Here is a 13915-nt window from a genome sequence, read left to right on the forward strand (position 1 = left end):
ATGAGTTTGTGTTCTGTCTTGTCCTTGCATAAATCTCATACCATAAGATAACAAAGTGTTGAAAACCTGCCAAATACAGCAATTATAACTTATCAACAACTTATCAAGGTTTTTAGACAGTCTGACGTTGAGTATATGCAAAGTAGGCGATTGCGGGCTTCAAACCTATCAAACCGTGATGAAGTTGAAGCGGGCTACAAACGTTGAATTTACTACTATTTCGCCTATTTTGTATATACATTGTTGTGTTTAGTACTTTATATTTCAAGCCTCTTATTTAAATATCCGTTTTCAATCATTTGTCCGTATGTATCAATTATTGAGTCTCTTCTTAAAACTTCAATTGCTCTTTTTTCCCCATACAGAGGCGCAAGTATTCTTACAGCATGCAAAAAATTTTCATAACGCTCTAAAGTTGGACTTTCAGCAAGTTCAAACAATGATGATTTGGATAGTAATATATTATCTTTTCTATTTGAAATTACCTTTATGGCCTCATAATTAATTGGTTTAACGGAGTTCTGTCCACTAATAGAACCATTCATTTTATTCCATTTAGGTATATTTCCATTTTTCTTCCTAAAAGCTTCAATTAGAACTCCTTCTTGATGCTTTATCGCTTCCAAGCCTTCGTCTCCAATGTAGCTTTCTATAGGAGAAAATTGTTCGGTAAATTCTTTATTTAATTTAGATGTCACTGGTTGAGAAAGTGGTGATTGAACAATAATTGAGAATCCTAATTTTTCATGATTCCTAAAATATTCTTCTATCTGCTCGTATTTGCAAGTATTTCTGTCGATGCTTGGATAGAACCCATTATGTTGTTTAAAACGTTCGGTTAAATCAACAGCTAAACCGATATATAGAACTTCATTTGTATAATAATTCCAGTAAACATAAATTCCTGCAGAAGCCCACCCGTAATTATCCTTTGGACTACATAATTCATCCAAAGCATTCACAACTTTTCTTCTTTCAGTTTTCTTGTATGGCTGTAATATTATTGTTCTAAGCATCTTGTTTTTGTATTAAACACAACTTATTATATGTGCACCATAGGTGCACTTATTTCTACTGTATCAAATAAAAAAGGTGCACAATACATACCCATATGGCATGTATTGTGCACCTTTTGGTTAAGTCTTGTTCCATAGTTCATCAAGAGGATTCACATTCTGTAGTTTTTCACAGTCGCCTCTAAAAGTAAGCATAAAATATAAACAGAAAAGTAGCTTCGCTTATTAATTATCAATATAAATAGTGAAGAAAGGATTCGCAGTCAGGGGTTTGTGCCTTGTGTTGCCTGCTTGGCTTTATTAAGGAAAATTGATTTGTTTAGTATTTATTGTTGTTAGTCAGGAATAAATGTCTGTTTGTATGCTGTGAGCTGTTGTGTTGTATTTTGGTGAATCTGATAAATTTAACATTTTTTACATTTTTCCTCAAAAGCCCTGCAAACAGAAAGTGTGCCGCGGGTTGAAGTATTTTATTAGCATAAAAATGGATCTGTTTTACCAATTATGGTTTTGATATGTGGGGATAATTAAATAGTTTCAGTCTGTTTTTGTTACGTGGGGAGGGGGTTTGGCAACAAATAGCCGCCTTTTAACAATGCAAAAAAAAACAGGCAACCCATTGGCCGAGCATCTTCAACTTTTGCGGGTAGGAAATGCAGCCAACGGACCCTGTCCCTTTTATATAATTTTTTCAAATTATGACGTTAAGATACGGATTAATTCCGAATCATCTAACTGATGATCCAGATGATTACATGGGCATGGTAACCGATAACGAAACCATTGGCACAGAGCAAATTGTTGAGCAAATGATTGGCAAAGGCTCTTCCGTAACCAAGGCTGAGGCCTTATCGGTAATCGAAGAATTTAATTACGCTGTGGTGCAGGCCGTGGCCAGTGGCAACAATGTAAACACCGAGCTGTTTAAGGTGTATCCGAGTATTTCGGGGGTGTTTGTTAACCAGAGCGATAGTTTCGATAAAACACGCCATTCTATTCGTTTGAAGCTGAATGCCGGCCATCGTTTGTCCGAAGCGATCGGGAATATCGAATTGCGCAAGGTGGAAATATCTGTGGCGCAGCCAGTAATTCAACAATTTACCGATTTAAAAACCAAAGCCGTAAACGAGACCTTTAGTCCGGGTCAGATTGCTTCCCTAAAAGGATCACTTTTAAAATTTGATGGGGAAGATGACGATCAGGGAATCTTTTTTATCGCGGGTGATGGTGCGGCAACCAAAGTAGTGAATGTGGTGAAAAACAAACCCTCTGAATTGTTGTTTTTTGTGCCTGAAGCCTTGAAAACAGGAAGTTTTCAGGTAGAGGTAAGAGCGGCAAAAAAGAATCGTAAAAATATTAAAGCAGGTCGTTTGCTAATTGATCTTGTACCTGTTAGTTAATTGTTTTATTGATTGTTATAAAAGCCAATTTTTTACGAATTGGCTTTTATTTTGTCAGGATATTACCACTTATACCTGTTTTTAGAATAAGACCAGTACTTGTCCGATGCCTGTACAAGTAGTGGTCCGATACCTGTACAAGTACTTGTCCGATACCTGGACTAGTAGTAGTCCGGCAATCGAACAGGGAATTCAAAAAATGCAGTACAAAAAAAAGACTCTTTCGGGTTCTTTCAGTGTTGATTCTAAAACCAGATAGTACAGGGGTGTAGTGTTCCCTTTAAGATGGGAAGATTTTGTTTGTGAACGATTCTCCCGTTTTAAGGGGAAATGTTCGAAGAGCGGAGGGGTGCTTAGGTTTACAATCAATATTGTCCTAATTGATTTTAACAATTGGGCTTTCCGCCCAAACCCGACATCATTTCTTGTCTTGAAACAAGAAACGAAGCAAAGAAATTCAAGGCATCTTTTTAAAAAACTTCCTTATTTAATTCAAACCTAAGTGCGTACGGGCGATCTTCGAACAAGTTCTCAGCTTCCCGGTCTTACTAAAGGTTTGAACTAAAACGAAAGCTCTTTAAAAAAGATGCCAATCAAATACCTAACTTAAATTGTACCCCTTAAGATTATCACGAGCTGTAAGTTTTTATAAAAGAAGTAATTAATACTTATTCTCAAAAAACGTTTAGGACGCAATTGGTTTACAGTCAAACACTTGCCTGGGAAAGCGAATATTTGGGTATAAAGAGTTGCTGATGGAGAAGGGCCGGGGATGAGGTACAGAAATATAGAGTGGAAAACCTTCCTTCAAAAACAAAGATACTGTCTGGTGTTTTGCAGGAATTCCAGTATAGAATAAAAAAAAGGATACGCAAGTGCGCATCCTCAATATACAAAATTTTAAAATCGGCGTTCAATTAGGTCAGTTCCACAAAAGTAATTTCCGGAGGCATACCAATCCGGCCGGGGAATCCGATGTAACCAAAGCCACGATTCACATAAAGGTATTGATCCCTTTGCTGATACAATCCGCCCCAGCGAGGATATTTATATTGTACCGGACTCCATTTTATGCCAGCCCGTTCAAGTCCAAACTGCATGCCATGCGTATGACCCGAGAAGGTAAGGGCGATATCCGTATCCAGAACCTGCGCATCCCAATGCGAAGGATCGTGACTCATCAGAATTTTAAAGGGGATATTGGCTGATCCGTTGATTGCTTTTTGTAAATCGCCGTGCTGAGGGAAAGGAGGTTTGCCCCAATTTTCGACACCAACCAGTGCAATTTCTTCCCCGTTTAATGATATGGTTTCCGATTCGTTTAAAAGCAGTTTAAAGCCCATATCTTTATGGAAATCCTTAATTGCCTGTAAATTTTCGGCTTTGTCGGCAGGAGATTTCCAGTACGAATAATCACCGTAGTCGTGATTTCCCATGATGGAATATTTTCCAATTTTAGCATTCATTTTGGATAGTATAGGAGCCCATCCTTCTGTTTCTTCGGCAAAGTTATTTACCAAATCGCCTGTGAATAGAATCAGGTCCGCTTCCTGTTCGTTGATCAGTTCAACAGCCTTGGCAATTTTCTCAAAATTCTTATTGAAACTGCCCAGATGCATGTCTGATATTTGAACGATTTTCAGTCCTTTAAATGATTTGGGAAGGTGATCGAAACCGATCTTTTCGCGCATTACCCTGTAGTTAAATTTCCCTTTGGTTACTCCATATAATATGGATGCAAACGGGATGGCTGCTAAAACCAATCCCATTTGATACAAAAACTCGGATCTCTCCATTTTTCTCTTCGAATTAAATTGTGGTACACTTTTTTTCTTTCTCTCCCCGAACCAATTAATGATTCCTGCAATCGCCCCTAGTATATCTTTTAATAGAACGAAAAGTATAAATACAAACTTTGGAATGTAAAACAATGAAAAACCAGCTACCAGGTATCCAACATAAACGTAGGTTTCAGATTGTTGTACATGCTTAATCCCGAACATGAACAGGGTAAAACCGGCAAAAACTAAAACTGAAACAGCCCAAAACAAGATGGTTAATGATTGTCTTGCCAGCGAATATTTTATTCTGGCAATCAGAGGTTTTATGCCACGGTAGGTGTAAATATCTACCAACAGCATAAATAGTAACAGAGGAATCAATAAATATACACTTGCTTTCATCCAGATTTTTATAAGTGGTTCATTGATTATTAAATAGGCCCAAATATAGACAATAAAATACAAGCAAGTCCTTAATTTTTGTTAAAATATACTTATCTTCAGAGGAGTGTAACCCTTATAAACCTATAGAGAAATGAGTGCGAAAATTCATGAATTGATAGACAAACGTTGGAGTCCAAGAGCCTTTTCGGATCAGGAAATTGAACCAGACAAGATTGAAAAATTATTCGAGGCAGCATCATTTGCTGCGTCTTGTTTTAATGAACAACCATGGCGGTTTGTTTACGCAACAAAAGATTACCCGGAACGGTACAATCAACTGATGTCTTGTTTGGTAGAGTTTAATCAGATGTGGGTAAAAACAGCACCTATGATTATTCTTACACTAGCTGCAAAAAAGTTTGCTCAGAATCAAAAAGAAAATCTTCATGCACGTCATGATTTAGGTCTGGCCATTGGAAATATGTCTGCCCAAGCAACAGATATGGGGTTATATATGCATCAAATGGCTGGTTTTAGTGTTGAAAAGGCTCGTGAGATGTTCGAAATTCCTTCCGATTTTGATATTGTAACAATGATCGCTGTTGGTTATAGAGGCGATCCAATGCAATTGCCCGAAAATATCAGGGAAATGGAATCGAGTAAAAGGGAGCGGCGCTCTTTGGATAAAATTCTGTTCGATGGCGATTGGGACGATATGAAATAAAATGTATTTGGAATCAATATTGTCCTAATTGATTTTAACAATTGGGCTTTCCGCCCAAACCCGACATCATTTCTTGTCTTGAAACAAGAAACGAAGCAAAGAAATTCAAGGCATCTTTTTAAAAAACTTCCTTATTTAATTCAAACCTAAGTGCGTACGGGCGATCTTCGAACAAGTTCTCAGCTTCCCGGTCTTACTAAAGGTTTGAACTAAAACGAAAGCTCTTTAAAAAAGATGCCAATCAAATACCTAACTTAAATTGTACCCCTTAAGATTATCACGAGCTGTAAGTTTTTATAAAAGAAGTAATTAATACTTATTCTCAAAAAACGTTTAGGACGCAATTGATTTGGAATATAGACTTGGCTTATCCTTAGGGGTAAGCCTTTTTATTTTGAAAATACAGGAAACTTGTTGTAACTTGATTTACGTACAAGAAATTCATTATGAGAGTCTTGGATCAGTAATCTTTTAGGATATGAAACAACCATGTAAAAAGTATTACACACAGGATATTGAGTGTAATTTGGGAGTTGCATCTGACAAAACCTTAAAATTATAAACAGATGAAAGCGGTAGTAATGAAAAAATACGGGACGCCGGATGTTTTGGAGATTGCCAATCTTTCCCGCCCGCAGATAAATGACACACAGGTTTTGGTTGAGGTTTATGCTTCATCAGTAAATCCGGTCGATTGGAAAATCCGTAAAGGCAGTTTGAAGCTATTCATGAGAAAGAAATTACCCTGTATTTTAGGAGGTGATATAGCCGGACGAGTGGTCGAAATAGGCAAAAAAGTACAGTTCTTTCGGGTTGGCGATGAGGTGTTTGGGAAAATTGATATTACAAAGAATGGTGCCTATGCTGAATATGTAGCTACCTCTGCAAGCCATCTGGCATTAAAACCGCAAAAAATGAATTTTGAAGAGGCGGCAACTTTGCCTTTGGCAGGATTAACAGCACTGCAGGCACTTCGGAACATGGGTAATATCCGCAAAGGAATGAATGTTTTGGTGAATGGTTGCTCGGGAGGTGTTGGGTCTTTTGCAGTTCAAATTGCAAAAGCTTACGGCTGCAAGGTTACAGGGGTGTGCAGTAACAGAAATGTGCAATTTGCAAAAGAGTTAGGTGCCGATCAGGTCGTTGACTATTCTGAACAAGATATTGTTTCGCTCCAGGAAGAGTATGACATTTTTTTCGATGTGGTAGGAAATCAGGAATATTCAAAAGTAAAACATATTTTGCAGCGGGGTGGGGTTTTTGTGACTACACTTCCATCTTTTAATATTCTCTTGCTCGGATCTATTCATAATCTGGTTAGTTCGAAAAAAATGAAGAAGATCTTTGTGCAGGAAAGTAAGGCAGATCTCGAATTATTGGCTGATTTTGTTGATGCAGGTCTTTTAAAAACTTACATCGATAAATCTTACGATTTAATGGATGTTGCCAAAGCTCATCAGTACAGTGAAACGGGCAGGGTGGTTGGAAAGCTCTCTTTAAAAATTGCCGAATAAACAGGAACCAATTCAGCAGGTTGGAATGCAATTGAATTTTAGTAAAGATCCGGGCATCATTTGATACCCGGATCTTTTTCTTGATACTTTCTTTATCCTTTGGTTTTAATTCCACAACCAATTGCTTTTGTAGAAGTAGTTTCCGGTTTTTTATTTTGTAAGAGTGCATCCACAGCATCCTCAACATATGTGCTTGTAACCTGAGATGCGTCTTTGTAATTGTTATCGATCGCACCAATATATTCTACTGTGTATTCTCCGCTTTTATTGCTTAAGATAAAAACGTGAGGAGTTTTGGTTGCGCCAAATCTCTTAAATACATCCTGTGTTTCATCCATCAGATAAGGGAATGTAAATCCTTTTTCCTTTGCCCGTACAATCATATTGTCGAAAGAATCGCTTTCGTACAATTCCGGATCGTTTGGATTGATCGCAATTACCGGGAATCCTTTTTCCTTGTATTTTTTGTCAATTTCGAGAATCCGATCTTCATAAGCTACAGAATAAGGGCAATGATTGCATGTGAAAATCACAATGAATCCTTTGGCATCCTTGTAATCGGCGAGCGAAATCTGTTTTCCATCAACATTTTTCAGTTTAAAGTCTTTCGCCTTGTCGCCTATCTGGTAGCCTTGAGCTTGTATTCCTATTGCGGCCACTATAAACAGACCCAAAATCAATACTTTCTTCATAATTATAAATTTTAATTCGGTTGATTATTTAATTTATCAATTGAGCCCGCCAATTCGTCGTACGAAATCTGACGGGTAAAAACTTTTCGAATCCCTTTTTTATAGATAAGAGTTGCAGGAAGAGCACCATCCCAGTTTTTATCCACTTTTCCAATCCAGCTGTTTGCATCCGGATCATCAAGCAAAACAACTTCAGCATTTATATTCTTTTTCTTTAAAAAGCCGAGTAAGCGATCTTCTGTATTTTTTCCAAAATCGAGACTAATCAGTATTACTTTCACCTTTTTATCTGTATAATCTTTACGGATATCTTCAAATTCGGGGAGTTCTTCAACGCATGGTTTGCACCACATCGCCCAAAAGTTAATCACGTAAGTGGTATCATTCTGATAATGGAAAATAGGTTCCAATTCATTAAAATTGTAGGATTTTATTTCCTGAGCGCTCACTGATTTTATAGAAATAATAAGCAAGCTAAGTAGTAATAATTGGTATTTAAATTTCATTTTCTATATATAAAGATGTTGAGGTATTAAATATACTATTATTGATTGAGAAAGAACAGACCCGGTTGTTATTGATCTGTTAAAATTTACGGTTGCAAGAGGATTGTGCGGGTGTTGAGAAGAATTACTTAGCTGCTGTATGGTAAAATTGAGTGGTTTAACAGCACAACTTTGTGCATCAGAATGATAATTGTCAGGTTGTATGAAATATTTTTTTACCTTTGAAAAGAATTAGTACAGAAAGTATGAATAACAATATCCATATCGGGCGATTTTTCTTTTTTAGCAACTGTTGTTAGAAGAGGATTCACGTACTATTTAATTGATGATGAGCCTCTGTAAGGGCTCTTTTTTTTTGACTATATGAAACGTCCATGTTATAGGTGTTTTGATAAACATTGAGATGACTATTCCAGCATGGTAATCCCGAAAGCTTTCGGGACCATATGACAAAAACTTAAAATTATAAACAGATGAAAACAGTATTTTTTAATAGTTGGTTTTTTATTTTTTTCTTTTTTAGCGGAGAGAAGAACAGGATTCCAATGAAATAAAATGTAATATTATTCACAAAGGGTCCTGATTATTTAGGACTCTTTTTTGTGATATAAAATCTAACTATAACCATGGAGAAAAGAAAAATTGTAATTCAAGGAGTTGAGGGGTGTTTTCACCATTTGGCTGCCAATGCCTATTACGGAGAAGATGTTGAAATTATTCCTGCCGGTAATTTTGCCACACTTGTGGAATTAATACAGGATGAATCGGTATGCGATGGAGGAATTATGGCGATTGAAAATTCTATTGCCGGAAGTATTCTGCAGAATTACGGGCTTCTTCAGGATTCCGGTCTTGTAATTGAAGGGGAGATATTTCTGAGAATTAAGCAAAATTTAATGGCTTTGCCCGGGCAAAAAATTGAAGATTTAAAAGAAGTTCATTCGCATCCAATGGCAATTCATCAGTGTCGTGCTTTCTTTCACGATTATCCAGATATTAAATTGGTGGAAATGGAGGATACGGCCTTAAGTGCGAAGAATGTAAGAGACAATCAATTGATGGGTGTGGGAGCTATTGCCGGTGATTATCCGGCAGAATTGTATGGCTTGGAAATTATAGCTGAGGAAATTGAAAGCATAAAAGACAATCAAACCCGTTTTTTTCTTTTAAAGAGACAGAAAGATGTTGTTCCAAACGGAGGATACAATAAGGCATCATTATATTTTAGTACCAGTCATAAACCGGGGAGCTTGTCTTATATTTTGGATTGTTTTGCCAAGGAAAATATTAATCTTTCGAAGATTCAATCTTTGCCCATTCCTGGTATCAACTGGCAATACTTTTTTCATGTCGATTTGGAATTTCAGGGACCCCGGCAGTTTAGGGATGCGCTGGATAAAATATCAGCTTACACGAAAGGAATGCAAGTATTGGGTACTTACAACAAAGGTCTTGTGATCACCTAAAAGATTTTCATCGAGTCAAAAACTTTGTCGATGCTTTTGGCAAGAATAATGTCTTTTTTTGTGATTTTACCCTTGGAGTGGGTGGTTAAAATTAGGCGTACATTTTTATAATTGTACAGTTTGATATCTGGATGATGATCCATGTTTTCAGCTTCGGCAGCCACTAAATTTATAAAATTGATTGCTTCAATGAAGTTTGGCAACTCATAATTTTTAACCAATTTACTGTCTATTTCACTCCAACCCTGATCCAATAATATATTCATGATATTTTCATTTAGTATTTAAAGATACATAAAGTCTAAACCAAAGTAAATAGAAAAAACGGGACAACTTAATTAAGTTGCCCCGTATCTGATTTCTTAATTGAAAGTTTGATAAAGTGTTCTTATAATGCGAGCTCGCGATCCAGTTCTTCGCCCATTATCTGGGCGCCGCTGTAAAGCACTGATCTTTCTTCTGCCTCCATATAAATATCGAACGGTAAGGATATTTCATAGGCCGATTGAACTATCGCTGCAATATCATCTTTGGCGCCTAAGTGTGTTCTCCAGTTAGTTTCCGTTTTGTCAAGAAGGTATGCATAAACAGGTCCGGAAAAATAAGCGAAGCAGTTTACAAAAGATGGAGATTCCCACATTGAGTGCAGCTTATTTTGCAAATATGTCTTTAAATCTTTATCGTTTCTGCATAATTTTTGAGCTGTATATTCCGCCATGCCTTCGTGAATCTCAAATCGATTTTCACAGCCGTCACATTTGCCATACAAAGCTCTGCGGTAATGGCGAAAACAGAGCGCATCAGTAATCGCCTGTTTTTTATTTTCTCCTTCACTTTGCAGAGCCAGCTCAAGAGCTTTCCATTCAAGCTTCAACCAAAAACGGGCTTCCATTTCATCCATATGCTTGTTGTTATAAGGTTCTGGTTTTAAATCCATTTCAGGTTGAACACAATGAAAAGCTTCATGAAGAATAATACACTGTCTTTCAATTTTATCTTCAGGTAAGGGCAGTGGGATAACGGCCCAAATTTGATTGCCGATTTTGGCTGGTCCTTTTATTACATCAACAAAATTTGGGAGAATACCGGTGTAAATTTCATTATAGGAGTTTAAACCTAACTTTTTGCTATTGTTATTTGAGTAGATTCGTCCATTTTCTTTATCAACCAAAAGAATTGGAACATCGAGAGTTCTTCCCCAAAGCATGCCATTGTCCTTAAGACATAACGCTTTGGTTTCCTTTAGGATAGTCTCAATATCTTTAAGATCATATGATTCTGCCATACTCAATGAACAAGACATTAATACTATGCCTGGAAACAGGAAAATCCATATAAAACTATATTTTTTCATTCGAGTTGGTTAATTAGTTAATTGTCTGATTATTAACAGAGTTATGATTCGTATTGAATCACAGTGGCTTTGCACTTTTTATACATCAGTATTTGTGCCATCAACTCTAACTGTATGTTTGTCAGTGTGTAGTGAGGGTTTTAGCTATTTTTATTGAGTCTTAGTAGTGTTGGGTATCGTACAGTTGGTGTTCGGATATGAACAATTTAAATGTTTGTGAAATAGAACCAAAATAGTGAACCTGTTTTTATCATTAATCAGAATTATTTGAATGAATTGGCATTCTGGTTTTTTTCCAAATAAATGGCTAATCAATTTACTGCGTTGCTTTGATTGATATAATTCTGTATCTTAAAAATGAAAATTTGTGAAAATTTACTGAGTTCTAATTGGGATGAATCTTATTCTGAGTTTTGTAATTAAAGCACTGGTTGGAAGTGTAATAGATGAATGAAAGTATCTCTTTAACCTTAATCTGATTGAATGAATAATTACCTTGAAATAATTGTATTTATTGCAGGATTCCTGATTGTTGCAACAGCGGCGAACCGGATTTCAAAATATTTCCCAAAAGTAAAATTGCCGGTAATAACCGGTCTTTTATTTATCGGAATTGTTTCCGGGCCTTTTGTATTAAATCTAATTCCTAAACCGGCTATATCTAAACTGTATTTCATTAATGAAATTTCTCTTTCTTTTATCGCTTTTGTAGCTGGAGCTGAACTTTACTTAAAGGAGTTGAAGGGAAGAATGAAAAGTATTAAATGGATGACCTTTGGGCAATTGTTTTTCACCTTCGTACTGAGTGGTATTGTTGTTATGCTTTTGTCTGATCATATTCATTTTTTAAAGGATGCCGGTTTTAATATGAAATTGGCAATCGTGATGCTTATAGGAGTTATTTTTGTTGCAAGATCTCCCGTTTCTGCAATTGCAGTAATAAACGAAATGAGAGCCAAGGGGCCATTTACGCAAACAGCTATTGGTGTAACGGTAGTAAAAGATGTTTTAGTAATTATTTTATTTACCATTTGTTTCGCAGTTGCAGATGCCTTAATATCTGATATTCCTTTTGATATTTGGTTGTTGATTATTTTATTTGGAGAGTTATGTCTTTCACTTTTACTGGGCTTTTTGCTTGGGTTACTTATGAATTTTGTTCTTGAGTTAAGATTGGCTAGATGGATGAAGTCATTTTTACTTCTACTGTCTGGTTACAGCGTTTATTTGTTCGCACATTTTGTGCATGAAAAAAGTCAGATATATTTTGGATTTGATTTATATATTGAACCACTGTTAGTATGTATCATTGGAAGTTTTGTTGTTGTTAATTTTGGTAAGTTTCGCAGAGAATTCGTAAATATAATTCAGATGGTCGTTCCTTTTGTTTATGTTGTTTTCTTTACACTTACAGGTGCTTCCATTTCAATAGATATTTTAAAAGATACATGGGCCATTGCGCTTTTATTTTTTACTATTCGTTTAATAAGCATGGCTATTGGAGCTTTTATCGGAGGTTCATTGGGCGGGGATCCGCCGCGTTTTAATCGTATTTCCTGGATGCCATATGTTACTCAGGCTGGTGTTGCTATCGGTTTGGTTGAAGTTGTTTCAGTTAAATACCCAGAATGGGGACCGGAGTTTTCTACGATCTTAATTGCAGTAATTGTATTGAATCAAATTTTGGGTCCACCACTTTTTAAGTGGTCAATATTGTTGGTAGGTGAAAGTCATAAGAGAAGAGACTTATTACACGAAAATAAAATTCAGAAAGCTATTATTTTCGGTTTGGAAGGACAATCGCTTGCTTTAGCACGGCAATTAAAGGAACATGACTGGGTGGTTAAATTAGTAACCCGTAATGAGGAGAGAGCCAGGTTGGAATACCAGGGAGTGGATGTAACTCATGTGAAAGAATTAAGTTTGCCCGAATTAAAAAGGCTTGAAGCCGATAAAGCGGATGCGATAGTGCTGCTGAACCAGGATGAGGATAATCTTAAATTTTGTGAATTAGCTTATGAACATTTTGGCACACGGGATATTGTTGTTAGGGTAAATGAGAGGAGTTATATAAGTAAATTCCACGAGCTGGGAGCTCTGATCGTTGAACCTTCTACAGTAATGGTAAGCTTAATGGATCATCTGGTGCGATCACCAATTGCCACCTCATTATTGCTTGGTATGGAAAAAGATCAGGATACTGTGGACATTGAAATGCAAAATAAAGAATTGCACGGCATCACTTTAAGGGATTTACAAATTCCTACCGATGTTATTATTTTGGCTACCAAACGTAATAATAACACCTTAATTTCTACCGGCTATACACGACTTCGGTTGGGTGATGTGTTAACCGTTGTTGGATCTGTGGAAAGTCTGGAAAAGGTTCGTTTAAAAATGGAAGATACAGACCTGCCTGGTTATAACAAAGCTCGTTTTATGAGAAAATCAATTTCATTCAAAAGAAAGTCAATCAAGACAGATCTGGATTTACCAGGTTAAAAATACGGTAGTCCAGAATGCCAAAGGAACGACAGTATTCCAGATAACTTCTTCGCGATGGCGAGCCCGGTAAATTCGTTCATTTTCGACTTGAAACCGCATTGACTGCAACATCGCATCATAATTTTGTTGTGCTGTTATTTCCCGTTCCCTTTGAATGTTATCAAGATAAATAATTACCTCCCGGCTTTTATTTGGATTACTGTTTAAGACTTCTAGTAAGTCAGATTCAGATTCGTTTAAACGATTTAAATGGTAAAGTGCCATGCCTCTTTGCAGTCTTACTTCGGATAGGTAAGGTTTTTTACTCAGCACATGGTCAAAATCAAGAATTGCTTCGTCGTATTTTTTTAACTGCATTTTTGCGTATCCACGATCTTGAAAAATGGTGGAATAGTAAGGCATAATAGTAATGGCAGTGTCTAAGTAAAGGATGGCTTTTTCATATTCCCCCTGCAATATAAGAGTTCTTCCATTGTCATGATATTCCATGTATCTTTCTACATTCTGTGAAAATACTCCGGAAAAACCAAAAACACCAATAAATAAAAACAGCAGATTTTTCATTGTAAAACA

12 protein-coding genes are annotated in these 13915 nt (G+C 36.5%); 5 read left to right on the forward strand and 7 right to left on the reverse strand.

Annotated features, from left to right (window positions below; all coding sequences use genetic code 11):
* Window positions 1–257: 257 nt before the first annotated feature.
* The gene (locus GQR60_RS09135) at window positions 258–1016 is read right to left on the reverse strand and encodes a hypothetical protein (protein ID WP_124992626.1); all 759 of its coding nucleotides are present in this window, start codon (window positions 1014–1016) and stop codon (window positions 258–260) included.
* Between the two features lie 698 nt (window positions 1017–1714).
* Here GQR60_RS09135 and GQR60_RS09140 point away from each other — a divergent pair.
* Complete coding sequence (locus GQR60_RS09140) at window positions 1715–2416, forward strand: DNA-binding domain-containing protein (protein ID WP_124992627.1); 702 nt, start codon at window positions 1715–1717, stop codon at window positions 2414–2416.
* Window positions 2417–3333: 917 nt separating this feature from the next.
* Here the strand turns inward: GQR60_RS09140 and GQR60_RS09145 are convergent.
* A complete protein-coding gene (locus GQR60_RS09145) occupies window positions 3334–4599 on the reverse strand; it encodes a metallophosphoesterase (protein WP_124992628.1) in 1266 nt (421 codons plus the stop codon).
* A 133-nt stretch (window positions 4600–4732) separates the two neighbouring features.
* On the opposite strand from GQR60_RS09145, the gene GQR60_RS09150 reads away from it, so the two are divergent.
* Together GQR60_RS09150 and GQR60_RS09155 are read left to right on the forward strand one after the other, a co-directional pair.
* A complete protein-coding gene (locus GQR60_RS09150) occupies window positions 4733–5305 on the forward strand; it encodes a nitroreductase family protein (protein ID WP_124992629.1) in 573 nt (190 codons plus the stop codon).
* Window positions 5306–5871: 566 nt separating this feature from the next.
* Window positions 5872–6819 (forward strand): NAD(P)-dependent alcohol dehydrogenase, encoded by a 948-nt coding sequence (locus GQR60_RS09155; RefSeq protein WP_124992630.1) that lies wholly within the window; start codon window positions 5872–5874, stop codon window positions 6817–6819.
* Between the two features lie 92 nt (window positions 6820–6911).
* On the opposite strand, the gene GQR60_RS09160 is transcribed toward GQR60_RS09155, so the two are convergent.
* Together GQR60_RS09160 and GQR60_RS09165 are read right to left on the reverse strand one after the other, a co-directional pair.
* Window positions 6912–7511: a thioredoxin family protein gene (locus GQR60_RS09160; RefSeq protein ID WP_124992631.1), complete on the reverse strand. Its 600-nt coding sequence runs from the start codon at window positions 7509–7511 to the stop codon at window positions 6912–6914.
* An 11-nt stretch (window positions 7512–7522) separates the two neighbouring features.
* The gene (locus GQR60_RS09165; RefSeq protein WP_124992632.1) at window positions 7523–8017 is read right to left on the reverse strand and encodes a TlpA disulfide reductase family protein; all 495 of its coding nucleotides are present in this window, start codon (window positions 8015–8017) and stop codon (window positions 7523–7525) included.
* A gap of 626 nt (window positions 8018–8643) precedes the next feature.
* Here GQR60_RS09165 and GQR60_RS09170 point away from each other — a divergent pair.
* The gene (locus GQR60_RS09170) at window positions 8644–9483 is read left to right on the forward strand and encodes a prephenate dehydratase (RefSeq protein ID WP_124992633.1); all 840 of its coding nucleotides are present in this window, start codon (window positions 8644–8646) and stop codon (window positions 9481–9483) included.
* Here GQR60_RS09170 and GQR60_RS09175 read toward each other — a convergent pair.
* Together GQR60_RS09175 and GQR60_RS09180 are read right to left on the reverse strand one after the other, a co-directional pair.
* A complete protein-coding gene (locus GQR60_RS09175) occupies window positions 9480–9749 on the reverse strand; it encodes a 4a-hydroxytetrahydrobiopterin dehydratase (protein ID WP_124992634.1) in 270 nt (89 codons plus the stop codon). The genes GQR60_RS09170 and GQR60_RS09175 overlap by 4 nt on opposite strands.
* A 122-nt stretch (window positions 9750–9871) precedes the next feature.
* Complete coding sequence (locus GQR60_RS09180; protein WP_124992635.1) at window positions 9872–10837, reverse strand: hypothetical protein; 966 nt, start codon at window positions 10835–10837, stop codon at window positions 9872–9874.
* A gap of 483 nt (window positions 10838–11320) precedes the next feature.
* Between GQR60_RS09180 and GQR60_RS09185 the strand changes: the two genes are divergently transcribed.
* Window positions 11321–13339 (forward strand): monovalent cation:proton antiporter family protein, encoded by a 2019-nt coding sequence (locus GQR60_RS09185; RefSeq protein ID WP_124992636.1) that lies wholly within the window; start codon window positions 11321–11323, stop codon window positions 13337–13339.
* On the opposite strand, the gene GQR60_RS09190 is transcribed toward GQR60_RS09185, so the two are convergent.
* A complete protein-coding gene (locus GQR60_RS09190; RefSeq protein ID WP_124992637.1) occupies window positions 13328–13906 on the reverse strand; it encodes a tetratricopeptide repeat protein in 579 nt (192 codons plus the stop codon). The two genes, GQR60_RS09185 and GQR60_RS09190, sit on opposite strands and share 12 nt — an antisense overlap.
* Window positions 13907–13915: the final 9 nt, after the last annotated feature.

The sequence above is a fragment of the Labilibaculum euxinicum genome (assembly GCF_009795715.1).
Classification (GTDB): Bacteria; Bacteroidota; Bacteroidia; order Bacteroidales; family Marinifilaceae; genus Labilibaculum; species Labilibaculum euxinus.

Excerpts from the sequence above, each read along its gene's own strand:
- GQR60_RS09135 (WP_124992626.1), bottom strand. The coding sequence starts at position 1,016 with ATGCTTAGAACAATAATATTACAGCCATACAAGAAAACTGAAAGAAGA.
- GQR60_RS09140 (WP_124992627.1), top strand. The coding sequence starts at position 1,715 with ATGACGTTAAGATACGGATTAATTCCGAATCATCTAACTGATGATCCA.
- GQR60_RS09145 (WP_124992628.1), bottom strand. The coding sequence starts at position 4,599 with ATGAAAGCAAGTGTATATTTATTGATTCCTCTGTTACTATTTATGCTG.
- GQR60_RS09150 (WP_124992629.1), top strand. The coding sequence starts at position 4,733 with ATGAGTGCGAAAATTCATGAATTGATAGACAAACGTTGGAGTCCAAGA.
- GQR60_RS09155 (WP_124992630.1), top strand. The coding sequence starts at position 5,872 with ATGAAAGCGGTAGTAATGAAAAAATACGGGACGCCGGATGTTTTGGAG.
- GQR60_RS09160 (WP_124992631.1), bottom strand. The coding sequence starts at position 7,511 with ATGAAGAAAGTATTGATTTTGGGTCTGTTTATAGTGGCCGCAATAGGA.
- GQR60_RS09165 (WP_124992632.1), bottom strand. The coding sequence starts at position 8,017 with ATGAAATTTAAATACCAATTATTACTACTTAGCTTGCTTATTATTTCT.
- GQR60_RS09170 (WP_124992633.1), top strand. The coding sequence starts at position 8,644 with ATGGAGAAAAGAAAAATTGTAATTCAAGGAGTTGAGGGGTGTTTTCAC.
- GQR60_RS09175 (WP_124992634.1), bottom strand. The coding sequence starts at position 9,749 with ATGAATATATTATTGGATCAGGGTTGGAGTGAAATAGACAGTAAATTG.
- GQR60_RS09180 (WP_124992635.1), bottom strand. The coding sequence starts at position 10,837 with ATGAAAAAATATAGTTTTATATGGATTTTCCTGTTTCCAGGCATAGTA.
- GQR60_RS09185 (WP_124992636.1), top strand. The coding sequence starts at position 11,321 with ATGAATAATTACCTTGAAATAATTGTATTTATTGCAGGATTCCTGATT.
- GQR60_RS09190 (WP_124992637.1), bottom strand. The coding sequence starts at position 13,906 with ATGAAAAATCTGCTGTTTTTATTTATTGGTGTTTTTGGTTTTTCCGGA.